At 59.8% G+C, this 23,675-nt stretch carries 24 protein-coding genes; 18 read left to right on the top strand and 6 right to left on the bottom strand.

From position 1 onward, the window contains the following. Positions 1–62 precede the first annotated feature (62 nt). Positions 63–431: a hypothetical protein gene (locus J3364_RS00445; protein WP_349555810.1), complete on the bottom strand. Its 369-nt coding sequence runs from the start codon at positions 429–431 to the stop codon at positions 63–65. A 325-nt stretch (positions 432–756) separates the two neighbouring features. Here J3364_RS00445 and J3364_RS00450 point away from each other — a divergent pair, with 325 nt between their 5' ends. Both J3364_RS00450 and J3364_RS00455 read left to right on the top strand, forming a co-directional pair. Then, positions 757–2,424, top strand: a complete 1,668-nt coding sequence (locus tag J3364_RS00450; protein ID WP_349555811.1) for an AMP-binding protein — start codon at positions 757–759, stop codon at positions 2,422–2,424. A gap of 143 nt (positions 2,425–2,567) precedes the next feature. Next, on the top strand, positions 2,568–3,026 hold the full coding sequence (locus J3364_RS00455; RefSeq protein ID WP_349555812.1) for a thioesterase domain-containing protein: 459 nt from the start codon (positions 2,568–2,570) through the stop codon (positions 3,024–3,026). A gap of 10 nt (positions 3,027–3,036) precedes the next feature. On the opposite strand, the gene J3364_RS00460 is transcribed toward J3364_RS00455, so the two are convergent. Together J3364_RS00460 and J3364_RS00465 are read right to left on the bottom strand one after the other, a co-directional pair. Continuing rightward, positions 3,037–4,725, bottom strand: coding sequence for an ABC transporter permease (locus J3364_RS00460; RefSeq protein ID WP_349555813.1), 1,689 nt, complete (start codon positions 4,723–4,725; stop codon positions 3,037–3,039). A 71-nt stretch (positions 4,726–4,796) separates the two neighbouring features. Continuing rightward, positions 4,797–5,813, bottom strand: coding sequence for a Fe(3+) ABC transporter substrate-binding protein (locus tag J3364_RS00465; protein ID WP_349555814.1), 1,017 nt, complete (start codon positions 5,811–5,813; stop codon positions 4,797–4,799). 272 nt (positions 5,814–6,085) lie between these two features. On the opposite strand from J3364_RS00465, the gene J3364_RS00470 reads away from it, so the two are divergent. The 3 genes from J3364_RS00470 (at position 6,086) to J3364_RS00480 (ending at position 8,503) form a co-directional block, all read left to right on the top strand. Then, entirely contained in the window at positions 6,086–6,352 is a 267-nt protein-coding gene (locus tag J3364_RS00470) for a PilZ domain-containing protein (RefSeq protein WP_349555816.1), read from the top strand. An 84-nt stretch (positions 6,353–6,436) separates the two neighbouring features. Continuing rightward, positions 6,437–7,003: a hypothetical protein gene (locus J3364_RS00475; RefSeq protein ID WP_349555818.1), complete on the top strand. Its 567-nt coding sequence runs from the start codon at positions 6,437–6,439 to the stop codon at positions 7,001–7,003. A gap of 198 nt (positions 7,004–7,201) precedes the next feature. After that, entirely contained in the window at positions 7,202–8,503 is a 1,302-nt protein-coding gene (locus J3364_RS00480; protein ID WP_349555820.1) for a cyclic di-GMP phosphodiesterase, read from the top strand. 37 nt (positions 8,504–8,540) lie between these two features. Here J3364_RS00480 and J3364_RS00485 read toward each other — a convergent pair whose 3' ends face one another. Next, positions 8,541–9,668, bottom strand: a complete 1,128-nt coding sequence (locus tag J3364_RS00485) for an organic solvent ABC transporter permease (RefSeq protein ID WP_349555822.1) — start codon at positions 9,666–9,668, stop codon at positions 8,541–8,543. Positions 9,669–9,905: 237 nt separating this feature from the next. On the opposite strand from J3364_RS00485, the gene J3364_RS00490 reads away from it, so the two are divergent. From J3364_RS00490 to queF, 3 genes are read left to right on the top strand one after another with little or no spacing between them, the layout of a single operon-like run. Further along, positions 9,906–10,841, top strand: coding sequence for an ABC transporter ATP-binding protein (locus J3364_RS00490; RefSeq protein WP_203140795.1), 936 nt, complete (start codon positions 9,906–9,908; stop codon positions 10,839–10,841). After that, positions 10,838–11,611, top strand: coding sequence for an ABC transporter permease (locus tag J3364_RS00495; RefSeq protein ID WP_349555824.1), 774 nt, complete (start codon positions 10,838–10,840; stop codon positions 11,609–11,611). The genes J3364_RS00490 and J3364_RS00495 overlap by 4 nt, the downstream gene beginning before the upstream one ends. Positions 11,612–11,623: 12 nt before the next feature. Beyond that, positions 11,624–12,442: an NADPH-dependent 7-cyano-7-deazaguanine reductase QueF gene (queF, locus tag J3364_RS00500; protein WP_349555826.1), complete on the top strand. Its 819-nt coding sequence runs from the start codon at positions 11,624–11,626 to the stop codon at positions 12,440–12,442. 30 nt (positions 12,443–12,472) lie between these two features. Here the strand turns inward: queF and J3364_RS00505 are convergent, their stop codons facing one another. Both J3364_RS00505 and J3364_RS00510 read right to left on the bottom strand, forming a co-directional pair. After that, positions 12,473–13,882, bottom strand: coding sequence for an adenylate/guanylate cyclase domain-containing protein (locus J3364_RS00505; protein ID WP_123633557.1), 1,410 nt, complete (start codon positions 13,880–13,882; stop codon positions 12,473–12,475). A 3-nt stretch (positions 13,883–13,885) separates the two neighbouring features. Continuing rightward, a complete protein-coding gene (locus J3364_RS00510) occupies positions 13,886–14,197 on the bottom strand; it encodes an Mpo1-like protein (RefSeq protein ID WP_123633456.1) in 312 nt (103 codons plus the stop codon). Between the two features lie 279 nt (positions 14,198–14,476). Here J3364_RS00510 and J3364_RS00515 point away from each other — a divergent pair, with 279 nt between their 5' ends. From J3364_RS00515 to flgJ, 10 genes are all read left to right on the top strand, one after another. Next, positions 14,477–15,034 (top strand): nitroreductase family protein, encoded by a 558-nt coding sequence (locus J3364_RS00515; protein ID WP_349555828.1) that lies wholly within the window; start codon positions 14,477–14,479, stop codon positions 15,032–15,034. Positions 15,035–15,269: 235 nt separating this feature from the next. After that, complete coding sequence (flgB, locus tag J3364_RS00520) at positions 15,270–15,620, top strand: flagellar basal body rod protein FlgB (protein WP_407944041.1); 351 nt, start codon at positions 15,270–15,272, stop codon at positions 15,618–15,620. A 28-nt stretch (positions 15,621–15,648) separates the two neighbouring features. Beyond that, entirely contained in the window at positions 15,649–16,098 is a 450-nt protein-coding gene (gene flgC / locus J3364_RS00525) for a flagellar basal body rod protein FlgC (protein ID WP_349555830.1), read from the top strand. 21 nt (positions 16,099–16,119) lie between these two features. Then, a complete protein-coding gene (locus tag J3364_RS00530; RefSeq protein WP_349555832.1) occupies positions 16,120–16,803 on the top strand; it encodes a flagellar hook assembly protein FlgD in 684 nt (227 codons plus the stop codon). Between the two features lie 21 nt (positions 16,804–16,824). Beyond that, complete coding sequence (locus J3364_RS00535) at positions 16,825–19,104, top strand: flagellar hook-basal body complex protein (protein ID WP_349555834.1); 2,280 nt, start codon at positions 16,825–16,827, stop codon at positions 19,102–19,104. 119 nt (positions 19,105–19,223) lie between these two features. Further along, positions 19,224–19,979, top strand: coding sequence for a flagellar basal-body rod protein FlgF (flgF, locus tag J3364_RS00540; protein WP_123633450.1), 756 nt, complete (start codon positions 19,224–19,226; stop codon positions 19,977–19,979). 81 nt (positions 19,980–20,060) lie between these two features. After that, positions 20,061–20,849: a flagellar basal-body rod protein FlgG gene (gene flgG / locus J3364_RS00545; RefSeq protein ID WP_349555836.1), complete on the top strand. Its 789-nt coding sequence runs from the start codon at positions 20,061–20,063 to the stop codon at positions 20,847–20,849. 32 nt (positions 20,850–20,881) lie between these two features. After that, positions 20,882–21,556 carry a flagellar basal body L-ring protein FlgH gene (flgH, locus tag J3364_RS00550; protein ID WP_203140802.1) on the top strand — a complete coding sequence of 225 codons (675 nt, stop codon included), beginning with the start codon at positions 20,882–20,884 and terminating at the stop codon, positions 21,554–21,556. Continuing rightward, positions 21,553–22,650: a flagellar basal body P-ring protein FlgI gene (locus tag J3364_RS00555; RefSeq protein ID WP_349555839.1), complete on the top strand. Its 1,098-nt coding sequence runs from the start codon at positions 21,553–21,555 to the stop codon at positions 22,648–22,650. The genes flgH and J3364_RS00555 overlap by 4 nt, the downstream gene beginning before the upstream one ends. Before the next feature lie 8 nt (positions 22,651–22,658). Beyond that, a complete protein-coding gene (gene flgJ / locus J3364_RS00560) occupies positions 22,659–23,672 on the top strand; it encodes a flagellar assembly peptidoglycan hydrolase FlgJ (protein ID WP_349555841.1) in 1,014 nt (337 codons plus the stop codon). Positions 23,673–23,675 lie beyond the last annotated feature (3 nt).

Consider the following 23,675-nt stretch of genomic DNA (forward strand, 5'->3'; position numbering starts at 1 on the left):
GTGGCGGATTCTACCATAGAACGTAAGGGATACTCTCTACGGGGTAGCCGCAGTGGCCGGTATCAGGCCGATGGGCGGACGTGTCGGTACAGGAACTGGATACGCAGGTTATGGCTGGCCCGCAGAATGGTATAGGTAAAGCCCGCGGCGAAGAGCAGCGCCAGGCCGGTCAGCAGGATGTCGGCGGTCATGTCGCCGTGCAGGCCCAACTGGAACGCCTTCAGCGCATTGCCGATATGCCGGAAAAGCAGAAACAGCGTAAAGCCGAGCCCCAGCACGCAGGAGAGGATCTGCGTCAGGCTGATCATGAGTGGCGGAATGGTCGCCCGATGACCGCAGTAGCTGCACTGGTAACGGTCGGCGGCATCCGGCTCGTCGATTCGCGAAACCGGATCCATCAACCCCTTTCGGCAGTCAATGCAGACGTACATGATGTCCTTCCTGTTTCTCGTCGTCATCGCATTATGAGCAAGTTGTCAGGGGGTTGCCGGGTCTGGGTCACGTTTTACGGCGCAGTGTCGTCGTTCGCCTCTTGAGCCTTGCGGTCAGTATGGCTATCGTCATTTAGTTGAATACCTGTCACATTCTGGCGAAAAGCGCTGTGCTGAAATAGCCTGTAACAGGATTCGGCCACCGAAGGCCAGCGGTGTGGGCGGGCACAACGTGGTGCTCCGCTAAACCGGTTTCAGCGCATCCTAGCCGTGTTGGCGGGGTTGCGCAAAGATCAATAACAACAGACAGCAGACAAGGACCTCCATGGACACCAAGAATAAACTTCCTCTTGATATGGTCTACCACTGGGAAACGGCGCGTGCCGGAGACGTGTACATGTCCCAGCCGATGGGCGGTGGCACTGTCATCGACTTCACCTGGCGTCGTGCGGTGGGTGAGGCGCGGAGGATGGCGTCGTATCTCAAGTCGCTCAACCTGCCCGAGAATAGCCGCATCGGTATCCTTTCCAAGAACTGCGCCCACTGGATTCTATCCGATTGGGCCATCTGGATGGCGGGCCATATTTCGGTCCCGCTGTATCCGACCCTGAACGCCGACACCGTTCGCTACGTGTTGGAGCATAGCGGCTGTGAGGTGTTGTTTGTCGGTAAGCTGGACGACTGGGACAGTATGAAGTCCGGCGTGCCGGACAGTGTCCACTGCCTCTCTTATCCGCTGAGCCCGCCCAACGATTTCAAGACCTGGGACGATATTGTCGCGAAGTACCCGCCCATGAAGGAAAATGTCCAGCGCGATCCGCATGAGCTGGCGACCATCGTCTACACCTCCGGCAGCACCGGACGGCCCAAAGGGGTCATGCTGAGCTTTGAGAACCTGGGCTACGCCTCGGTGGGCGGAATGGAAGCGCTCGATGTGACGGCGAATGAGCGGATGTTGTCCTATTTACCGCTGTCGCACGTGTTCGAGCGTTTTGTCGTGGAGCTGGGGTCGATGTACCGCGGGTTCCATCTGTATTTCGCCGAGTCCCTGGATACCTTCGTCGAAGATCTCAAACGGGCCCAGCCGACGCTCTTCCTGGCGGTGCCCCGGATCTGGACCAAATTCCAGCACGGCGTTTTCCAGAAGATGCCCCAGGAGAAACTGGCGCGTCTGCTGCGGATTCCGCTGCTCAATCGCCTGATCAAGCGGAAGGTGCTTACCAACCTGGGGCTCCACCACGTGAAGTTCGCCGGTAGCGGTTCGGCGCCCCTTTCCCACGATATTCTGGATTGGTACCGGGGGCTGGGCCTCGAGCTGCTGGAAGGCTACGGTATGTCCGAGAATTTTGCCTATTCTCACATGACCAAGCCGGGACGGGCGCGGACCGGTTACGTCGGTGAGCCACTGCCGGGTGTCGACGTGCGGATCAGCGACGAGGGGGAGGTGCAGATCAAGAGCCCGGCCACCATGATGGGGTATTACCGGGACGAGGAGAAAACCCGGGAAACCTTCACCGAAGACGGCTACCTGCGCACCGGCGACAAGGGCGAGGTCGATGTGCTCGGGCGCCTGCGTCTGACCGGCCGCATCAAGGAAATCTTCAAGACCAGCAAGGGCAAATACGTCGCCCCGGCGCCCATCGAGAACCGACTCATGAGCCATCCCGATATCGAGATGGTCTGTGTGTCCGGGGCCAATCATCCGCAGCCGCACTGCCTGGTGATGCTGTCCGAGGACGCTCAGCGGAAGACGGCGGATGATGCTTTCCGCAAGGAGCTGGAGCAGAGCTTCAAGACGCTGCTGACCGAGGTCAACGGGGCTGTCGATCCCCATGAGCAACTGAAGTTCATGGCGGTGGTGCGGGACGAGTGGAGTATTGAGAACGACTTCCTGACCCCGACACTGAAGCTCAAACGCAATGTGGTTGAGGACGCCTACAAGGACATGGCGGACACCTGGTACAACGAGAAGCAACCCATTATCTGGCAATAGCTGGCGTGGGCCCGCCCGGCGTGTCATCGCGCGGGCGGGGCCCCGACAATGCATCCCTGCCTGAATCTCGTCCTGTGCATCCTTTGGTCGAATTGGGTCTTTGCGCTGGTCCGGCATAGACTGCCGGTATAAGGAGGCGCCTTATGACCCAGCTGGACCGGCTGCAGGCCCGCATTAACGAACATATTCCCCTCACGCGCGCACTGGGCGTGACGGTGGCCGACTACACTGGCGATCAGATCACCGTGAAAGCGCCGCTGGCGCTCAATCACAATCACCAGGGCACGGGGTTTGGCGGCAGCGTCTATGCCGTGGCCGTCGTCGGGGCCTGGTCTTTGCTGGAGCTCTGGCTGGAAGACCGCCAGTTGAAAGGGAACGTGGTCATCCAGTCCGGCGCCATCGACTACGGCTTGCCCGTCAACAGCGACTTCTTCGCCCGCTGTAGGTTGCCCTCCGCCGAAGACATGGAGCGGTTTGAGCGCAGCATCGAGCGACGAGGCAAGGGGCGGGTGGTGCTTGAGGTAACGGTGTTCGTCGAGGAGGGTGGTACGGCTTTTCCGGCCGCGACGTTCAGCGGTCGCTTTGTGGTGACCCGGGCGTAAAGCGCTTCGGTCAGTGAAATTCCCGGGATGCGGCTATCGAGCGGCTCATCAGCAAGATCGGGATAATCCCCGCAGCCACAATAACCAGCGCCGGTAATCCGCTCTGGCGCAGCATTTCATCCGAGGCGTATTGGTACACGTAGGTCGCCAGCGTCTCGAAATTGAATGGCCGCAGGATCAGCGTGGCCGGCAATTCCTTCATGCAATCCACGAACACGACGAGGGCTGCGGTCAGCAGCGTTCCTTTCAGCATCGGCAGGTGCACGCGAAGCAGGGTCTTGCCGGCTGGCACCCCCATGGATCGGGCGGCCATGTCCATACTGGGCGTGATTTTTTGTAGGGCGCTCTCCAGGCTGCCGGCCGACACCGCCAGAAAACGCACGGTGTAGGCAAAGATGATGGCGAACGCGGTGCCGCTCAACAGCAGGCCGGTATTCCAGCCCAGCCACTGCTCCATGCGCAGGTCGAGCCAGTTATCGAACGCGGCCAGCGGCACAATCACGCCGACCGCCAGTACCGCTCCCAGCATCGCATATCCGAGACTGGCAAGTCGCATCAGCACGCGCATGCCCGGCGTGTCGTGCAGTCGGCGACTGTAAGCCAGTAAAAGGCCGATCAGCAGGGTCGTCAGGGCCGCCGCGCCGGACAGGAACAGGCTGTTCAGGGCGTTTTCCAGGAAATCGTCCGTCCAGCTCTCGGCAAAGTACTCCACCGCGTAGTAGCCCAGAACCGCTGCCGGCACCATAAAACCCAGCAATAACGGCAATCCGCAGGCGATCATGCAGGCCGCCTGGCGACTCCGGGACAGGGTGAAACGATGCAGGGGATCGCGCATGTCCCGGGCGGCGTATTGTTGCTGGCGGCGACGAGAGTAGCGCTCCAGGGTCACCAGGATGAGAACGAAGGCGAGCATGATGCTTGCTATCTGGGCCGCGCCACCCAGGTTGCCCAGATTCATCCAGGTGTCGAACAGGCCGGCGGTCAGCGTGTTGACGGCAAAGAAGTCGACGGTGCCGAAATCGTTCAGGGTCTCCATCAGAACCAGTGACAGGCCCACCGCAATGGCGGGCCGGGCTATCGGCAGGACCACCCGAAAGAATGTGCCCAGGGCGGACTGGCCGAGGCTTCGGCTGACCGCAAACAGCGAAGGGGACTGTTCCAGGAAAGCAGCCCTGGCCAGCAGGTATATGTAGGGATACAGCACCAGTCCGATCATCAGGATGGCGCCGGGCAGGCTGCGGATGGCCGGGAACCAGTAGTCGCCGGCATCCTGCCAGTCGAACATCTTCCGCAGGGCCGCCTGAACCGGTCCGGCGTAGTCGAGCAGGTCGGTGTAGACGTAGGCGATGACATAAGCCGGCACCGCAAACGGCAGTAGCAGGGCCCACTCGAAAAAGCGCCGGCCGGGGAACTGGCACATGGTGACCAGCCAGGCGGTACCGACGCCGATGACCAGCGTCAGCACGGACACGCCGAGCATTAACTGGACAGTATTCGACAGGTAGATGGGAAGCGTTGTCTCCACCAGGTGAGGCCAGATGTTGTCGTCCGGAAACAGCGCCAGCACCAGTACGGCGCCGACAGGAAGCGCCACCAACAGCGTGGTGACAGTCGCGGCAAGCAGCCAGCGCCGGGAGGTGCCGGACTTCAGGGGCTGTTGTTCAATCGGGGGCGATGGCGCGTCGACGGACTGGCTCATGGTTGTCCTTGGGGCGGTAAGCGCTGCCCGGGAAAAGTGCGGGCAGCCTGCCTGGAATGAATCGGCGCGACTCAGTTGTCGTAATTGACCCGGTCGACCATCTTCACGGCGGCTTCGCGATGGGCCGCAATCGTGTTCAGGGCGAGATCGTCCGGGTGCAGTGTGCCCCAGCTGGCCACCACGTCTGACGGCGGCACCGCCGGATTGGCGGGATATTCGTAGTTGACGGTAGCGTAGATCGTCTGGGCTTCCGCTGTTGTCAGGTACTCCATCAGTTTGATGGCGTTGTCCCGGTTGGGGGCGCTGTGGGTCAAGGCCATGCCACTGATGTTGATGTGGGTTCCGCGACCCTCGGCATTGGGGAACACCAGGTTCACGGACTGGGCCGCGTCACGCTGGTTTTCGTCTTCCAGCATCTTGCCGTAGTAATAGCTGTTGCCGAGTGCGACGTCGCAAACGCCTTCGGCAATCGCCATGATCTGGTCGCGGTCGCCACCCTGGGGACGGCGTGCCAGATTGTCCTTCAGGCCCTGCAGCCATTGCTCGGCCTTGGCTTCGCCGTGGTGGGCAATCATCGAGGCAAACAGGGCAACGTTATAAGGGTGCTTGCCGCTGCGGGTGCAGATCCGCCCCTGCCATTTGGGATCCGCCAGTTCCTCGTACGTGGTGATCTCGCCGGGTCCGACACGGTCTTTGGCGGTGAAAATCAGACGAGCCCGGCTGGTAAGGCCATACCACTTGCCCTCCGGGTGGCGCAGGTGGGCGGGGATATCCTGTTCCAGGGTCGCCGTGGTGACGGCTTCGGTGAGGTCACGCTCAACCAGTTCATTGAGGCGGGCGATATCGACCGTCATGACCAGGTCAGCGGGACTGTTGCGACCCTCGCGCTGCAGGCGCTCGGCAAGGCCATTGCGGGCGAAGACCACATTGGCTTCGATGCCTGTTTTGCGAGTGAACGCGTCAAGCAAGGGTTCGAGCAGATAGGGCTGGCGGTAGGAATAGATGTTGACTTCCCCGGCGGCGGTTGCGGCGAGTGGCGTCAGCATTAGGGTCGCCAGCAGGGCGATGGTGGAAAAACGTTGGCGCATGGCGTTCACTGTGTCCTGGTTTGTTCGCCGGAGGAAAATCCGGAGTAATCGGAATGATAATCGGTATTAAACCTGAATTTTAGAATGGTTGCGAAAAAGAATTATTTCTAGGAATAGAAAAACGGAAAACTGTCGAACCTGCATTCACTTGCACCCCACATTTAGTGCTATGCTTCATCATCAGAAAGGGAAGTCTGGCGTTGGGGCCCCTGAATCGCTCCTCTGCTCAGGCCGGCAGTATCATGACAACAGAGCAGTAACCGAGCCCAGCGATGTCCAGTGATCGACGCGCCTATTTAAGAACCGCATTGAACGCCAAAGTCCGCGTGACCCATCCCACTCTCGGTGAGCGCGTCTACAATACTCGGGACATCTCTGACGGCGGCGTTTTTGTCGTGTCCGAGGACGGGGAGCGCCCGAATATCGGGGATCGCGTCCAGGTGCAGGTCCAAGGCCTGCCAGTGCCCGCGCCGATTCTGGATATGGAAGTGGTGCGCATGACGGTTGATGGTTTCGGGCTCCAGTTTGTGAACGAGTAACTGTTCCCCCCTGCCGCGATGTGGGACATTGCCGCATCGACGCTATCGTTCGCCATACCACGTTATCCGTTAACCAGGTCCGACATGATTCGACTTCCCGTCTGCGCGCTTTTGTTGTCGGCTTTGTCCGGCTGCGCCTCTTATCAAAGTCATTACGGTGTTTTCAGTGCGTCCAATGCCAGCGGCGATGAGCGCCAGTTCCGTGTGACCTGGGAGACGGTGGACTATCCCGGTTGGTGGTTCGCGAACGATCAGGCATCGCCCATCCGCCTGGAAACCCAGTGCAGTACTCGAACCTGGATCCTGAGAGACGCCGCCCAGACGGGTGGGGAGCAGGCGTGCGGAGCCGGTATCAAGGCTTGTGGCTCGCCGGAAGACGATGTCCTGGCGCGATCCGGGCAGCCCGCTGAGCCGGCCTCCACTTGCCTGGAAGTGCGCAACGCCCATCGCATTGTCGACCTGGATCGGCAACTGGAGTTGGTGGTGTCCTGTCGTCCAGGTCGGACGACCGTTGAGGTGAACGGTGAAACGGAAAACCGGGATTACCTGCGGGCCTCGGTGGTTCCCTACAGCATTCGCGTCCGGGAGGCGCCGCGCAACAGCCTTTCAGCCCGGCCGCCGGAGCTGGATGACCATGTTTGCGACGATTGATGTGTCCCTGGTTTTGTGACGCGTGTCTCGCTATGACTGTTATTCACATCTCGTTGCTACCTTTTGTTGCCGACTGATAACGAACAGTAACCTTGTGTCGGTGAAAGGTTACTGTCCGGTACACAAATGTTATTGTCGCTCGCCGCGATCGCGTCAGAATGGAATCATCGACGTCGTTTTCAGGAGTAGAGGTCTGCCGTGGGTGTCCGCCAGAAGAAAGTAGCGGTGCATGATTTGTCGTTGGGCGCGTTCGTGTCTGACCTCGATCGTCCGTGGCACGAAACGCCTTTCCCCATCCAGGGGTTCTATATTCGCCGCCAGGAAGACATCCAGACCCTCACGTCCTACTGCAAGTGGGTGATGATCGACGTGGCCGAAGCGCGTGACACGTCCGAGTATGAAGCGTCCAACGCCCCGATCTTCGCCCGCCGCAACGCCAAGCGTACGAACCAGGAAGTCATCCAGCTGCCGCCGATCCAGGTGCGCAACCCGCAAGACTATCCCGTGTCGTCAACCCTGAAGCGCGAAGTCCGCCAGGGCAATCGGCTGCTGATGGATGTGGACAAGGCGCTGAGCGACATTGAACGCCGAATTCGCGCCGGCGAGGAGCCGGAATTCAACAGTGTGTATCGCGTCGCACGCGGCATGGCCGGCAGCGTCGTCCGGCATCCGGACGCGATGCTCTGGGTTGCCCGCTTGCGCCAGCATGACAACATGACTTACCGGCACGCCCTGAATACCGCCATCTGGGCGCTGGTCTGTGGTCGCCACATGGGGCTGGAGCCTGCCGCGCTGGAGAACCTGGCGATGGGCACGCTCCTGTGTCACGTCGGTAAGCTGGAGTTACCTCCGTCGCTGCTGCGTAATGAAAACCGGCTCGATGCCGAGGATTTCGCCCTGTTCCGGACCTATGTGGAAAAAGGCGTCAACCGTTTGCAGGCGGCCGGTATGTCGCGGGCGGTAATCAGCATCGTCCAATATCACCGCGAGCGGCATAATGGCTCGGGCTTCCCGGCGCGCATCCGGGGTGATCGCATCCCGCTGTTGGCCAAGATCGCCGGTCTGGTGGATTATTACGAATCCCTCGTGGAAACCCGGGAAGACCAGACGCCGATGACACCGGCGCAGGCGGTCGCCCATCTGTATGAAATGCGCAACATCGAGTTCCAGGAGGATCTGGTGGAGCGTTTCATTCAGTCCATCGGCATCTATCCGACCGGCACGCTGGTGGAGCTGAGCTCCGGAGAGCGGGGTGCGGTGGTATCGCACACGCCGGGGCGTCGTCTTTGGCCGCGGGTGATGGTGATGACGGATCCGGAGCGTCGACCGTTGAAAGCCGCCAGGATCGTGAACCTGGCGGAGGTTAATGAGGGGCGTCAGCCGGACAAGGTGGTTTCGGTCAACGGATGCCTGCCATTTGGGGCAAAGGGGCTGGACCCGCGCCACTTCGAAGTCACCGGCGCCGCATCGCGCTGGAGCCTGAAGCACCTGTTGGGTTGAACCACCTGCCGGCCCGTTCGGATCGGCAGGCGGTCCACTACTGGATGATCACCCGCAGGGGCTTGCGTAGCCAGCGGTAATCGTCATCCGGCTTGAAGTTAACGATCAGTTCCCCGTCGTTCCCCGTTTCGCCATCAATGAAATACTCCACGGAATGAGTCTGGGCGCTGTAGCTGTGCACCACCAGGGCGTTGTCGTTGGTGCTGATGGCTTCGATCTTCGCCAGTGATACCGTCTTGCCCACCCGGCGTACAACCACCTCATGGATAGAGGTGTCCGACGCGGGCAGCTCCTGGGTCACCTGGCTGAGATAGTATTCGTTGGCGATGTCGGTGGTGATGCTGTCCAGCTCGCTGGTGAGGTACTCGTCGATGTCGTCGGAATCGATGTCTTCGACGTTGCGGATCGCATTGAGGATACGGTTGCGCTTGCTCTCCAGTTCGTCGCTGTAAACCACATCCGGATCCCGCGCCGTGCCATTTTCGGGCGGCTCCGGAGCCGCGTCGATTTCCGCCTGGGTGGGTGGGTCCTCACAGAGTTCGTCGTCTTCCGGGTAGAAGCAGATGGCTTTCAGCAATCGGTTGGCCGGCGTCAGATCCGCATCGTCAGTGGTTTCACCATCTTCGGTCACTTCATTAATGAACTGGCTTTCCGGCACGGTGAAGTCGATGGGCTTGTCCAGCGTGGGTAAGGCAGCGTTCAGTTGGCTAATGACCCGGTCGGTGAACACCAGTCGGTTGCTGTCGGATGTGGAGCCGTCTTCGTCCAGTGCCAGCAGGAAGCGCGTTAGGTTACGCAGCGTGGTGTTCTCGATGGCCTGTTGTTCAGCCGGCCGATGGCTGAGCAGGCCCAGCTCGTCGACGGTGGCATTATCCAGCAAGGCGCGCGTATCCGACAGGAACTCCAGGGGCGTTACCACGTTATCGGCGGGAACGCCCGACACCAGTTGCAGGTCGCCGACACTCAGGGTCAGGGTTTCACCGGCATAGTATTGGAAATGGCCTTGAGCGTCGGTTTTTCCCGTCTGACTCTGGGTCTGGTAGGACAGCCCCTGCATGCCGCTGAGGGTGAGCTGTCCGGTGGCCGTGTCGTCGCCGCCATCACCGCCACCACAGCCTTGTAACAGGAGCAGCGGGGTGAGCAGCAGAAAGGGCTTGAGGTTCATAGGCTCGTCTATCTTTCCATGGAAGACCGGTTGATACCGGGTTTCGTTGTTATGGGCCTGATTATAGGAGCGAGGGCGACGGGCATGTTGGACACCTGTCGCAGTTTGCCAAAGTCATGAAGCGGCGGGCGCCAACTGGCCTGATGCAACCGAAGGGGTTGAAATTTCAGGCCCCGGCACAATTTACACACGATCTCAACGCGCAACCCCTCATCAGAACAGGCAGGCTGGGCACCCATGACGGATGCACTGAAGATTGAAAATCTCCGCAAAACCTACGATTCGGGCTTCGAGGCACTGAAAGGGATCGATCTGACGGTCAGGGAAGGTGATTTCTTCGCGCTGCTCGGACCCAACGGCGCGGGCAAGTCCACGACCCTGGGCATTGTGTGTTCGCTGGTCAACAAGACCTCCGGCAAGGTATCCGTGTTCGGTCATGATATCGATCGTGACTTGTCCGGTGCGAAGATGAACCTGGGCGTGGTGCCCCAGGAGATGAACTTCAACCAGTTCGAAAAGGTGATCGATATCGTCGTCACCCAAGCCGGCTACTACGGCATTCCGGCCAAAAGGGCCCGGGTGTCGGCAGAGTATTACCTGAAAGAGTTGGGGCTCTGGGACAAACGCAACGAGCCGGCCCGGATGCTGTCCGGGGGCATGAAGCGGCGGCTGATGATCGCCCGGGCCCTGGTGCATGAACCCAAACTGCTGATCCTTGACGAGCCCACAGCCGGTGTCGATATCGAGCTGCGTCGCTCCATGTGGACCTTCCTGCAGGAAATGAATCGGCGGGGCACGACGATCATCCTGACCACCCATTACCTGGAAGAGGCGGAAGCGCTTTGCCGCAACATCGCCATCATCGACCACGGCAGCATTCTGCAGAACACCAGCACGCGGGACCTGCTCAAGCAGTTGAGTGTGGAGACCTTCCTGCTGGATCTTTCGGAGCCGGTCAGTGAGGCACCCGAGCTGCCCGATTTCGACACGCGCCTGGTCAACGAAGGGCAGCTGGAAATCGATGTGCGTCAGGGGCAGAACCTTAATGCCGCGTTCAGCCAGCTGGACGCCAAGGGTCTGCGCGTGGTGAGCATGCGTACCAAGGCCAACCGACTGGAGGAGCTGTTCCTCCGCATGGTTCAGGAGAACAGCCGGAAAGGAGACAAGGCATGAGTCCGGACGCCAAACTGACCGCGCTTTCGACGATCGTCGTCCGGGAAGTGCGCCGATTCACCCGGATCTGGCCGCAGACGCTGCTGCCGCCGGCGGTCACCATGACACTCTATTTCGTGATCTTCGGCAACCTGATCGGCTCCCGTATCGGGCAGATGGACGGGCACGACTACATGGCCTTCATCGTGCCGGGTCTGATCATGATGTCCGTCATCACCAGCTCCTACGCCAACGTGGTGTCGTCGTTCTTCAGCATGAAATTCCAGCGCAGCATCGAGGAACTGCTGGTTTCGCCGGTGCCGAATTACATCATCCTGGCCGGCTACGTCGCCGGCGGTATGGCACGTGGGTTGGGCGTGGGCCTGATTGTGACCGTGTTGTCCCTGGGCTTTACGAACCTCAGTCTGCATCACCCGGCGGCCACGGTGCTTACGGTTGCGCTGACGTCGATGCTGTTCTCGCTGGGGGGCTTCATCAACGCGATGCTGGCCACCAAATTTGATGATATTTCCATCGTCCCGACGTTTGTGCTCACGCCGCTGACGTATCTCGGCGGCGTGTTCTACTCTATCCAGCTGTTGCCGGATTTCTGGCGGGCCGTGTCGATGGCCAATCCGATTCTGTATATGGTCAACGCCTTCCGCTACGGCATCCTGGGAATTTCGGACGTCAACGTGGGCGTCTCGCTGTCCATGATCGTGTTGTTCATCATCATACTGGTCGTACTTTGTCTGCGAATGCTTGCGCGCGGTCGCGGCATCCGCCACTGACGGAAACCGAATATGGCTCTGCAGAACGCACCGCTGGGCAAATCCAGTGAATACCCCCAGCACTATGCGCCGGAACTGCTGTTCCCGGTGCCCCGGCTGGATAACCGTCAGCGTATCGGTCTGGAAGACGGGCGCTGGCCCTGGTTCGGCGGGGATGTCTGGCAGGCCTGGGAGCTGTCCTGGTTGCGTCCCAATGGCGTTCCGGCAGTGGCCTGGGGTATTTTCCGGATTCCCGCGGCCTCGCCGTTCCTCATTGAATCCAAGTCATTCAAGCTGTACCTGAACTCCCTGAACCAGGCCACCTTCTCCGATCCGTCGCAAGTGATCGAGCTTGTCGAGCGGGATCTGTCCAGCGCCTCGGGTGCCGCCGTGACCTGCGAGCTCTATTCCGTGGACGAGACGGCTCACATTGCGCCACGACCGTCCGGCTACGAGCTGATCGACGACGAGCCGATTGAGGTGGTGGGCTACGAGCCCTGTCCCGGGAAGCTCATCGCGGAAGGGGAGGTCGTGACTGAATCCCTGTGTTCGCACCTGCTCAAGAGCAATTGCCCGGTCACCGGGCAGCCGGACTGGGGGACGCTGCTGATTCACTACACCGGGCCGAAAATCGATCGGGCGTCCTTGCTGCACTATGTGGTGGGATTCCGGCAGAAGCAGGATTTCCACGAACACTGTGTGGAAACGGTGTTTACGGACCTGATGGCTTATTGCAAGCCGGAGTCACTGACGGTCAGTGCCCATTACACCCGGCGTGGTGGTCTGGACATCAACCCCTGGCGCAGCACCGAGGCGAGCGCTCCGGCGATGGTGCGTCTGATCCGTCAATAACCGACGCACGAAGCCCTTGCCGACGGGTGACTATTCGTCGCCCTGGCGCAGGCGTTCTGCGGCATCTTCCAGAGCCTGCAGGATCGCTTCGCGCTCGTTACCGCGGACTTTCTCGGAGTCCAGGTACATGGCAAAGCCGGCCTTCTCATGCTCGAGGAAGCTGCGCTCGGTGCCCAGGTCGCGGCGGAAGTCGATGACTTCATAGATGGGTACTGGTCGACCGAAGCCCTTCACCGTAATTTCGCCCTTGTCCCGGCACATGATCTTGTCCTTGATCAGCGAGAATGTCTCGTAGGAGACCAGGATCTCACCGGGATCGGCCAGCGATTCAAGACGGCTGGCCAGGTTCACTTCCTTGCCGATGATGGTGTAGTCCATCCGGTTCTCGGCGCCGAAATTGCCCACCGTGGCATAACCGGCGCTGATCCCCATGCGGATTTCCAGCGGTGTCTTGATGCCCTGGCTACGCCATTTCTGGCGCATGATCTTCATGTGCTTGCGCATGTCGATGGCCATGGAGACGCAGGCCAGCGCGTCTTCCCGAGGGCCACGACTGGTAGGGTCACCGAAGAAAATCATGATCGAATCGCCCACGAACTTGTCGATGGTGCCGCCGTACTTGAGGGCCACCTGGGACATTTCATTGAAATAGTGGTTGAGCAGTTCGGTCAGGGCCTCCGGTTCCATCTCCTCGGACAGTTCGGTAAAGCCCTTGATGTCGGAAAAGAAGATGGACAGCTTCTTGCGCTGGGTTTCCAGGCGCACGTCCCGCTCGCCGGTAAAGATGGACTGCCAGACCTGCGGTGACAGGTACTTGGACAACTTGTGGGAGAGGGCGATCGACTGCTCGCGCTGATACTGGATCTGGGTCTTGGCAGACATCAGTGCCCGTGCTTGCTGGTGCGCATAGAACGCGGTGATACAGATGAACGCCGCCGTTGCCAGAATGGCTACGATGCTGAGCGACAGGGGCGCCTGCAGGGAGACGGCCATGCCATTCAGGGCCAGTCCGGCGAGCGCCGTCAGGGCAAACCAGAAAATGCCGAACAACCACTGGCGTAGGCCGCCGAGCAGCATGCAGCTGAACATCAGCATCATCATGATCGACAGGGATGGCGTGGCCACCAGACCGATGGTGCCGGCGAAGGCACCGCCGAGGGCGCAATCCACCAATAGCATCTTGTGGCGGACGCGGCTGTAACGTCTGAGCAGGGTCTGGCGCGTCAGGAAGTGGACAATATGCGGCCAGAGCAGGGCGCCGGGCACCAGCCAGATGAGCCAGTCCGAAAAGGTGTGGCTGAGCAAGCCGGTAAAAATAACAACAGCGGCGCCGACGTAAGCCAGCACCCGCCCGTTATAATCCGGCATCGGGGGAATAACGACCGGTTTGCTTTGTGCTTCGAGCAGCAGTGATTTGCCGCTGGCCAGGGGAGCATTCATCATCTAGAACCGAATCCGACCCGTCAGCATGTCCTTGAGCATGACCCAATCGCCCATCAGACTGTACAACGGGTATTTGAACGTGGCCGGTCGGTTTTTCTCGAACAGGAAGTGGCCCAGCCAGGCGAAACCGTAGCCCACCAGTGGAAGCAGCAGCAGGTAGAGCCACTGCGACGTGGTAGCGGCATACAGCAGAATCGCAAGCACCAGGACACTACCCAGGTAGTGCAGGCGACGGCATGTCACGTCGCTGTGTTCTTCCAGGTAATACGGGTAGAACTCCGCAAAACTGTTAAAACGACTGTGTTCTGTCATCGCTTTCCGCCGGCTGCTTGTTGTTATAGTGTTTGGAGCCAGATTGGCCCCCGGACCTGCACTTCGGTCCGTTGTGGTCAGGGTGTCGTCGTGGGTCGCTCACGGCGACCTCTGCTTTGTAAAGCGTTATGTAAAGATTAGCAGTATTGCTGAACTGCCACAATTACTCGTGGAACGTCGCCGATTTGACGCCATGTGAAGCATAAAAGGGCCCACAAAGGTAACGCACTATTAACAGGGGGCGACCCACGGCCTGTCTTAATGGAACCGGGAATTTGCATGAACAAAACCATCGATTCGATTCTTGGGCGCAGTTCCGAGCCACGCCTGACGACGCCCGCGCCGGACCGGGACGTCCTTGAGGACGTTTTCGCCTGTGCAGCGCGAGCCCCCGATCACGCACTGCTGCGTCCGTGGCGCTATCTGGTCGTCGAAGGCGAGGGGCTGACGGCGCTGGGCGAGGTATTTGCCCGTATTGCCGATCCGGAAGACCCGCTGATGCCGAACGCTGATAAGCTGCGTCAAATGCCATTACGCGCGCCCATGGTCATCGTTGGTATTACCCGGCACCAGTCGCATCCCAAGGTGCCTGAGGTGGAGGAGTCCATCTCGACCGGTTGTGGCATGGCGTACATGCTGCTGGCGTTGCAGGCACGAGGCTTTGCCGGCATGTGGCGGACCGGCGCCGTGGCCTATCATCCGGCAGTCCGCGAAGGCCTGGGGCTGGAAGCGAACGAAACCATCACCGGGTTCCTCTACGTTGGCACACCTGCCGCCGAAAAACCGGCACTGGAACGTCCCGAGCCGGCCCGTTTTGTGTCCCGTTGGCCCGACTGACGGGTCACGCGCCACACCTGTCCGGACCAGGGGGAAAGCTCTTGCCGCTTTCCCCCTGAATCGTCTCCTCCCGATCATCCTGCCTCGTTGCCAGCCCAGTAATTACGGGCTCTTCTCAAAATTGGCACTGCTGTTGCTTTGACTCTTCCAAAATCGTTTTGCGGCAATGCCGTGGAGAAGCTCAATGGCAATCAGTTTCGACAATGCGCTGGGGATTCACGAAAAGGCACTGAACATGCGTGTCCAGCGTGCAGAGATCCTGGCCAACAATCTGGCCAACGCCGACACCCCGGGTTTCAAGGCCCGGGACATCGACTTCAAGTCGGCTCTGGGAGAGGCGCAAGGCCAATCCGGCGAACTGGCCATGACCCGGACTGAGCCGGGTCATATTGATCCGAATGCGGCCATGAGCGACCGCGCATTGCTGATGTATCGCAATCCATACCAACCGTCGCTGGATGGCAACACCGTCGACGCACAGCAGGAAGAGGCCCGGTTCATGCGTAATGCCATGGATTACCAGGCCAGCTTCCAGTTTCTCAACAGCAAGTTTGCCGGCCTGACCAAGGCCATCAAGGGCGAATAACGAGACCGCAGGGTAGAGGAGAAAGGTCGTGTCACTAGGAAACATTTTTGATATCGCCGGCTCCGGTATGACAGCCCAGTCCCTGCGGCTGAATACGACGGCGTCGAACATTGCCAACGCGGAAACCGCAAGTTCCAGCACCGACAGCACCTACCGCGCCCGCAAGCCGGTCTTTGCCGCGGTCCAGCAGGACGTCATGAACGGCGACAACCCGTTTGGCAGCACCTGGGGGCCGGAGAGCGGCGCGTCTGCCGGTGTACAGGTACAGGGCGTCGTGGAGAGCGACGAAGATCTGCAGATGCGTTACGAGCCGAACAATCCGCAGGCGAACGAAGACGGTTACGTGTACTACCCGAACGTCAACGTGGTCGAGGAAATGGCGGACATGATGTCGTCATCGCGCAGCTTCGAGATGAATGTGGATGTCATGAATACCGCGAAATCCATGATGCAGCGCATCCTGACCCTCGGTCAGTAATGACTCAGTAAGGAGCAGAATATGAGTACGGTCAATGGCACCTCCGCAACCGACGTACTGAGTCAATACCGGGCGCAGACGCAGGACAGCAGCAGTACGAAATCGACGAGCGACATGGGCAAGAACGAGTTCATGGAGCTCATGATCGCCCAGCTCAACAACCAGAATCCGCTCAAGCCCCAGGAAAACGGTGATTTCCTGGCGCAGCTGGCTCAGTTCAGCTCGCTGGAAGAGATGCAGGGGATTTCCGACAGCGTCCAGGATGTCACGGGGCAATTCCGCTCCACCCAGGCGCTGCAGGCCTCTGCCATGGTGGGCCGGAGTGTGATGGTGCCCTCCCAGACGGCTGTCCTGGGCGCTTCCGGTGACGTCAACGGAGCGGTTGAAGTGCCGGCGTCGACGTCCAGCCTGCGTGTGGATGTCCTCAACAGCTCCGGCGAGCTGGTGCGGCAACTGGATCTGGGACCGGCAACCGCCGGCCAGTCGTCCTTCAGTTGGGACGGCAAGGACGGAGACGGCAATGATCTGCCGGAAGGCACTTACCTGCTCAAGGCCAACGCGAGCTATACCTCCGGTACCGAGCAGCTCAGCACCATGATCGGTGCCAATGTGGACAGCGTGTCGCTGGGCACCAGTGGCGACATTACTCTGAACCTGGCGGGCATGGGCTCTGTGGGCCTGTCCGACGTGCGGCAGATTAACTAACAGTATTTCAAGGGGTGAAGTATGGCGTTCAACACCGGTCTTAGCGGTCTGAGAGCCGCGTCCGTGGATCTGGATGTCACCGGCAACAACATTGCCAATGCCAGCACGGTCGGGTTCAAGGGCAGTGAGGTCCAGTTCGGCGACCTCTATGCCAGCGGTTTCCTGTCCGGCGCGACCAATGCGATTGGCGACGGGGTGAAGGTCCAGTCCGTGAACCAGACGTTCGGGCAAGGCAACATCAGCTTTACCGACAACGGGCTGGATATGGCGATTGACGGGGATGGCTTCTTTATCCTCAACAATGATGGCGAGGTGCGCTACAGCCGGGCCGGACAGTTCACGATCAATAAAGACGGATTTGTCGTGAACAACCAGGGCATGCGTGTGCAGGGTTTTCAGGCGGACAACGACGGCAACCTGTCCGGCGTGCGCGGCGATCTGATGATCGACAGTGACAATCTGGCCCCGCGTCGTACTACGAGCGTTGATTCACAGTTGAATCTGGATTCTCGTGAAGGTGTATTGGCGACGAGCGGTACGCGTCTTCAGACGCGCTACTTTGCTCCAAATGAGCCTACTGTGGGCCAAACTTATAGGTTGAGCTATCCTGATGGTTCCACTAGCTCCGTCCAGATTCCCTCTGGTAGCTCTGCACGTGAAATTGCGAACGCTCTGAGTCAGGAAGAAGGGGTCAGCGCATCAGGTCGTACGGAATTGCTACTCGATGGCAGCAACAACTCCAGCATTGCTGAAGGAGACGTTTTTCGTCTTGAAAATGTGGATTTTGATATTCCATCAGGAGTAGATGCCGCTGATAGGCTTCAAAAGCTGGCAGACGACATAAATAGCTCCTCGCTGAGTAGTATCAATGCGACGATAACCGGCGGCGGATACCTAAGGCTGATTTCTAGCCGAGGTGATACGTTGCGGTTCAGTTACGGTGGTGATCCTGACACTGGTGCTGCTCAAGCAGGTTCGATGTCGATCTTTGCAGATACGGATGAAGATGGCTCTAATGATCTTAACCCTACGAATGATCCGACAGTTTCCGCGGATGACATATCTTCCGATCGGAATGCTCCTACTACTCAAGTCGGCCAAGTCAGTATCACGCTGGATAGAGATGTCCAATTAGTCAGTTCAGACCTTGATGCTTCGAATATTCAGCCGAATGATGCTTTATCGCTGAATGGAACCCCGTTAACGATCTCTAGTGATGCAAACGTGGCTCAAAGGGTTCAAGCTCTTGCCGATGCCATAAACGGTTTGGGCTCAGGTGTGAGTGCATCGGTTGTAGGAGAGACAGGTTTACAACTGAGCTCTGCATCAGGTGACCCCATCAAACTGACGTATCAGGGGAGTGGTTCATTATCACTCTCAGGCGGGACCAATGTCTCAAGTGACGGCACTAATCCGACGCTGGTGGATTCAATATTTAACGGTGTTACACCGACTGCTTTCACCAGTAATACTTTCGACCCTACGGATCAAGGTACCTACAACCACGCGACCTCAAGCACTATCTACGACAGCCTGGGTAATCCGCATGTGATGACTCAATATTTCGTCAAGGAGCCCAATACCTCCGCCAGTCAGGGCAACGCCTGGACCATGTATGTCCAGGTCGACGGCGAGAACGTGGGCGATCCGCCCAATTCGTCCGGCGAGCCCACCATGGCCCAGTACGATCTGGTGTTCGATGAAGAGGGCAATCTGCAGAGTATTGATGGCGATCCCGACGGTGAGGTGCTGATTTCCAACTGGACGCCGGTGGACGGGAACGGTCAGCCCAACGGCGCGGACGGTCCGCGTCTGGTGAGCAGCGGTGGTACCACGCCGATCCCGGATCCCCCCGTGAGCTCCAACTTCGTGATCGATCTGGGTGATACGACGCAGTTCGGCAGCGAGTTTGCCGTCAACGACCAGAGCCAAAACGGCTACACCACAGGTCGGCTGTCGGGGCTCGATGTCTCGGATGCGGGGGTGATCTTTGCCCGCTACTCCAACGGCCAATCTCAGTCGCTGGGCCAGGTGTCACTGGCGACCTTCAAGAACGCGGAAGGCCTGTCGCCGGTCGGTGACACCACCTGGGTGGAAACGTTTGAATCCGGTCAGCCGATTATCGGATCGCCCGGCAGCGGCACGCTGGGGTCGATTGCTGCCAGTTCCGTCGAGGAGTCCAACGTGGACCTGTCGGAAGAATTGGTGAACCTGATCATTGCCCAGCGCAACTATCAGGCGAACGCCAAGACCATTGAAACCTCCGATGCGGTCACCCAGACCATCATCAACCTCCGCTAAACCTCCCTCTGACGTCAGTCCTGCGCCTTCCAGGCCAGGGCTGACGGGCTTTTAGCTCCTTCTGGCACGACTTCTGCAGTATCTTCGGCAAGAGTCAAAAATCCGGCAGGAGTTTTCCCATGGATAAATCCATCTATATCGGCATGTCCGGCGCCAAGCAGTCGATGCTGGGCCAGCAGGCCCACGCCAACAACCTGGCGAACGTGAACACCACCGGTTTCAAGCGCGATTTCGCCCAGGCGCGGAGTATGCCGGTTTTCGGGGAAGCCTATCCGACGCGGGCCTACGCCATGACCGAAAGGCCGGGCACAGATCTGTCTGCCGGCGCCCTGATGGAAACCGGACGGGATCTTGACGTTGCCGTGAATGGCGACGGTTGGTTGGCGGTCCAGTCAGACAGCGGGGAAGAGGTGTATACCCGCTCCGGCAGCCTGAGCGTCGACGTCAATGGCCTGCTGCGCACGGCTTCCGGGGAGCCGGTGCTGGGCAACGGTGGACCCGTGGCATTGCCGCCGTATGACAGCCTCACCATTGCCCAAGACGGCACCATTTCCATCGTGCCGGCGGGCGGACCGCCCGATCAGTTGGTCCAGATTGATCGACTCAAGCTGGTCAATCCCGATCAGGCGAGCATGCATAAAGGCACCGATGGCTTTTTACGGGCCGGTCCCGAGGGGCAAGCCGGCACGGTCGCACCCGCTGATCCGAACGTGCGGATTGAGCCGGGCTTTCTTGAAGCCTCCAACGTCAATGCGGTGGAGGAAATGATCGACAACCTTCAGCTGGCACGCCAGTACGAGATGCAGGTGAAGGTGATGCGCACCGCGGAAAGCAATTCAGAAGCGACGGCACGGCTGTTGCAAAACCTTGGTTAACAGTCGGCTTGATCGCTGAAGCGGGAAAAAGGCGGCAAATGTTCGCCGCCCGCTGACGGGTTTCTTGCAGGAGTATAGAGAATGCATCCAGCACTTTGGGTCAGTAAAACCGGTCTGAGCGCCCAGGACACCAACCTGGCGACCATCTCCAACAACCTGGCCAACGTCAATACGACCGGCTTCAAACGCGACCGGGCGGTCTTCCAGGATCTGCTGTATCAGGTTCATCGGCAGCCGGGCGGTATGTCGTCGGAGAACTCGCAGCTGCCATCGGGCCTGCAGTTGGGTACGGGTGTTCGCGTTGTGGGCACAGCCAAGCAGTTCACCCAGGGGAACCTGCAGGTGACGGAGCAGCCGCTGGACATGGCGATCGACGGGCGTGGTTTCTTCCAGGTGCTCAAGCCGGACGGCAACATCGCCTACACCCGGGACGGTCAGTTCCAGTTGAACTCCGACGGGGACATTGTCACCGCCAATGGTTATCCGATTGAGCCTAACATCAACGTACCGGACAACACGACCCACATCACGGTCGGTACCGACGGTACGGTGACTGCCGTCGTAGATGACGCCGCCAACCCGGTGCAGTTGGGGCAGATCACCACGGTGGACTTCGTGAACCCGCAGGGCCTGCAGGCGATCGGGAACAACCTGTTTGTCGAGACCAATGCCAGCGGCGCCCCGCAGGAAGGCGATCCGGGCATTGACGGCCTGGGTGCGGTTCAGCAGGGAATGACGGAATCCTCGAACGTTGAGGTGGTCGAAGAACTGGTGAACATGATCACGACCCAGCGCGCCTACGAAATGAACTCCAAGGTGGTCTCGACCACCGACCAGATGCTCCAGTTCCTGACCCAGAACGTCGGCTGACGCTGACGGACGGGTAGAGGAGGTATAAGTCCATGCAATCCAGACTGACACCATTGCTGATCGTGATCCTGGCGGCCCTGCAGGGCTGTCAGGCCGTCAGCCGCCCGCGGGCGGTGCCCGACGATCCGGACTACGCGCCGGTCATGGCGCAATCCATGATGCAGCGGGATCCCTCGTCCGGCGCAATTTACCAGACGACGCGCAATTTCAACTTCTACGGCGATCGGGTGGCCCTCAACGTCGGCGACGTGCTGATGGTGAATCTGGAAGAGCAGACACAGGCGTCCAAGAGTGCTGACAACGAAATCAAGAAAGAAAACCAGGTTGATTTCAATGACGGCTCCATTCTGGGGCTGGATAAGCTGAATCTGGCCACCAATCCCCAGTTCAATCGCGATTTCAAGGGGCAGGCGAACGCGGATCAGAGCAACAGTCTGGCCGGCAGCATCACCGTCACGGTCACCGACGTCTATCCAAACGGCGTCCTGCGGATCCGTGGCGAGAAGTGGATCTCGCTGACCAATGGCGATGAATACATCCGTCTGACCGGTCTGGTTCGACCGCAGGACATCTCGACCGATAACACCGTGTCGTCCAACCGGATTGCCGATGCGCGCATTGCCTACGGTGGCACCGGCGATTTCGACGACGCAACGCGCCAGGGCTGGCTGTCACGCTTCTTCAACAGCGAGTGGTTTCCGCTATGAGTCTGAAACGCGCCTTCCTCTCTTTGCTGGCACTGGCTTTGTTGGCCCAGCCGGTGATGGCGGATCGCCTCAAGGATCTGGCCCGGGTCGCGGGTGTGCGGTCCAACCAGCTGGTGGGCTACGGCCTGGTGGTCGGGCTTGACGGTACCGGCGATTCCGCGCCGTTCACCGACCAGACGTTCCGCAACCTGATGAACCAGTTCGGCATCACCGTGCCGGCGAACGTCAATCCTAAGCTGGATAACGTTGCGGCGGTGACCGTGCATGCCACGCTGCCGCCGTTCGCCAAGCGCGGTCAGGAAATTGACATTACCGTGTCCTCGATCGGCAACGCCGACAGTTTGCGCGGCGGTAGCCTGCTGATGACTCCCCTGAAAGGGGCGGACGGCCAGGTTTACGCCATGGCGCAAGGCAGCCTCGTGGTCGGGGGCTTCGGCGCGTCGGGTGCTGACGGCTCGAAAATTACGGTGAACCTGCCCAGCGTGGGTCGCATTCCCAACGGCGCCTCCGTCGAGCGTGAGGTGACGTCGCCGTTTGATCGGGGCGACACCATCACCTTCAACCTGATGCGCCCGGATTTCACCACCGCCCGCCGGGTGGTGGACGTCATCAACGACACCCTGGGGCCGGATATGGCCTATGCCCACGATGCGAGCTCCATCTCCGTCAAGGCACCCCGGGATCCGTCCCAGCGGGTGAGTTTCCTGTCGGTGCTGGAAAACCTGGATGTGAACCCGGCGGAAGAGGCGGCCAAGGTCGTCATCAACAGCCGTACCGGCACGATCGTGGTGGGCCAGAACGTGCACGTGAGTCCAGCGGCCATTACCCATGGCAACCTCACGGTGACTATTGAAGAGAATCCGAACGTTAGCCAGCCGGGACCGCTGTCCGGCGGCGACACTGTGGTGACCCAGGACAGCACCATCACCACCACACAGGAGCCGGCCCGCATGTTCAAGTTCGGCCCGGCGGTCACGCTCAACGAAATTGTTGAGGCCGTGAATCAGGTGGGGGCAGCGCCCAGTGACGTGATGGCTGTGCTCGAAGCCCTTAAACAGGCCGGTGCCCTGCGCGCCGAACTGATCGTGATCTAGGTGCAGTGATGCAGGATTCCCGGCTCGATTCAGCGCAGTACTACACCGACTTCAGCGGCCTGAATGCCCTGAAGACGGAGGCGCACAAGGACAAGAAGGCCGCGCTGGAGCAGGTGGCCAAACAGTTCGAGAGCCTGTTCCTGGCGCAGATGCTGAAGTCCATGCGCAAGGTCAACGACGTGTACGCCGAGGGTAATTACCTGCACAGCAGCCAGTCGAAATTCTACCAGCAGATGTTCGACAGCCAGCTGACACTGAGCATGAGCCAGAAAGGCGGCTTCGGCCTCTCGGAGACGCTGGTCCGCCAACTGTCGAGGCAGATTCCGGGGATGCAGTCCGACGGCGACACGGCAGGCACGCACAAGGCGAGCATCACTGATTACCAGCGTAGCCTGCCGGCGCTGTCACCCCGCTTGCCGGATGAGGTGGCGCAGGTCAAGGCCATCGCAGGGAACGCTGACACGGAGGCATCCCAGGCATCCGGCGACGCTGCTGACGGCACGTTGCCGGAGCGTTTCGAGTCCCCTGAACAGTTCGTGCAGACCCTGCTGCCGCTGGCCCAAAAAGTGGCCGGTGACTCCGGGATCGACCCCAAGGTCATGGTCGCCCAGGCCGCGCTGGAAACCGGTTGGGGTAAGCACATGATCCGCGGGCAGGGCGGTGAAGCCAGTAACAACCTGTTTGGCATCAAGGCCGACGGTCGCTGGCAAGGGGATTCCGTGGACATTCTTACGACCGAGGTTCGCGACGGCATTCCGCTGAAGGAGCGGGCCGCGTTCCGATCCTATCCGGATTACCAGTCGAGCTTCGAGGACTATGTGGGCTTCCTGCAGGACAACCCGCGTTATCGCGATGTGCTCTCGGTGGCGGATGATCCGGAAGCCTTTGCGGACGGTCTGCAGCAGGCTGGCTACGCCACGGATCCGGCTTATGGCGCGAAGATTCGCGGCATTCTTAACAGTGACTCGTTCGATACGATCACAGGGCAGTCCCTGTCCCTGAACCAGGGTACTGAGGAGTAATTG

It is taken from the genome of Marinobacter sp. NFXS9 (genome assembly GCF_040148665.1).
Classification (GTDB): domain Bacteria; phylum Pseudomonadota; class Gammaproteobacteria; order Pseudomonadales; family Oleiphilaceae; genus Marinobacter_A; species Marinobacter_A mangrovi.

Bases quoted from the DNA above. Each gene is read 5' to 3' on its own strand.
- J3364_RS00475 (WP_349555818.1), top strand. From the start codon at position 6,437: ATGATTCGACTTCCCGTCTGCGCGCTTTTGTTGTCGGCTTTGTCCGGC.
- J3364_RS00450 (WP_349555811.1), top strand. From the start codon at position 757: ATGGACACCAAGAATAAACTTCCTCTTGATATGGTCTACCACTGGGAA.
- J3364_RS00465 (WP_349555814.1), bottom strand. From the start codon at position 5,813: ATGCGCCAACGTTTTTCCACCATCGCCCTGCTGGCGACCCTAATGCTG.
- J3364_RS00515 (WP_349555828.1), top strand. From the start codon at position 14,477: ATGAACAAAACCATCGATTCGATTCTTGGGCGCAGTTCCGAGCCACGC.
- J3364_RS00490 (WP_203140795.1), top strand. From the start codon at position 9,906: ATGACGGATGCACTGAAGATTGAAAATCTCCGCAAAACCTACGATTCG.
- J3364_RS00535 (WP_349555834.1), top strand. From the start codon at position 16,825: ATGGCGTTCAACACCGGTCTTAGCGGTCTGAGAGCCGCGTCCGTGGAT.
- flgH (WP_203140802.1), top strand. From the start codon at position 20,882: ATGCAATCCAGACTGACACCATTGCTGATCGTGATCCTGGCGGCCCTG.
- J3364_RS00445 (WP_349555810.1), bottom strand. From the start codon at position 431: ATGTACGTCTGCATTGACTGCCGAAAGGGGTTGATGGATCCGGTTTCG.
- J3364_RS00530 (WP_349555832.1), top strand. From the start codon at position 16,120: ATGAGTACGGTCAATGGCACCTCCGCAACCGACGTACTGAGTCAATAC.
- flgJ (WP_349555841.1), top strand. From the start codon at position 22,659: ATGCAGGATTCCCGGCTCGATTCAGCGCAGTACTACACCGACTTCAGC.
- J3364_RS00555 (WP_349555839.1), top strand. From the start codon at position 21,553: ATGAGTCTGAAACGCGCCTTCCTCTCTTTGCTGGCACTGGCTTTGTTG.
- flgB (WP_407944041.1), top strand. From the start codon at position 15,270: ATGCGTGTCCAGCGTGCAGAGATCCTGGCCAACAATCTGGCCAACGCC.
- J3364_RS00495 (WP_349555824.1), top strand. From the start codon at position 10,838: ATGAGTCCGGACGCCAAACTGACCGCGCTTTCGACGATCGTCGTCCGG.
- J3364_RS00470 (WP_349555816.1), top strand. From the start codon at position 6,086: ATGTCCAGTGATCGACGCGCCTATTTAAGAACCGCATTGAACGCCAAA.
- J3364_RS00510 (WP_123633456.1), bottom strand. From the start codon at position 14,197: ATGACAGAACACAGTCGTTTTAACAGTTTTGCGGAGTTCTACCCGTAT.
- J3364_RS00485 (WP_349555822.1), bottom strand. From the start codon at position 9,668: ATGAACCTCAAGCCCTTTCTGCTGCTCACCCCGCTGCTCCTGTTACAA.
- queF (WP_349555826.1), top strand. From the start codon at position 11,624: ATGGCTCTGCAGAACGCACCGCTGGGCAAATCCAGTGAATACCCCCAG.
- flgG (WP_349555836.1), top strand. From the start codon at position 20,061: ATGCATCCAGCACTTTGGGTCAGTAAAACCGGTCTGAGCGCCCAGGAC.
- flgF (WP_123633450.1), top strand. From the start codon at position 19,224: ATGGATAAATCCATCTATATCGGCATGTCCGGCGCCAAGCAGTCGATG.
- J3364_RS00460 (WP_349555813.1), bottom strand. From the start codon at position 4,725: ATGAGCCAGTCCGTCGACGCGCCATCGCCCCCGATTGAACAACAGCCC.
- J3364_RS00505 (WP_123633557.1), bottom strand. From the start codon at position 13,882: ATGAATGCTCCCCTGGCCAGCGGCAAATCACTGCTGCTCGAAGCACAA.
- J3364_RS00455 (WP_349555812.1), top strand. From the start codon at position 2,568: ATGACCCAGCTGGACCGGCTGCAGGCCCGCATTAACGAACATATTCCC.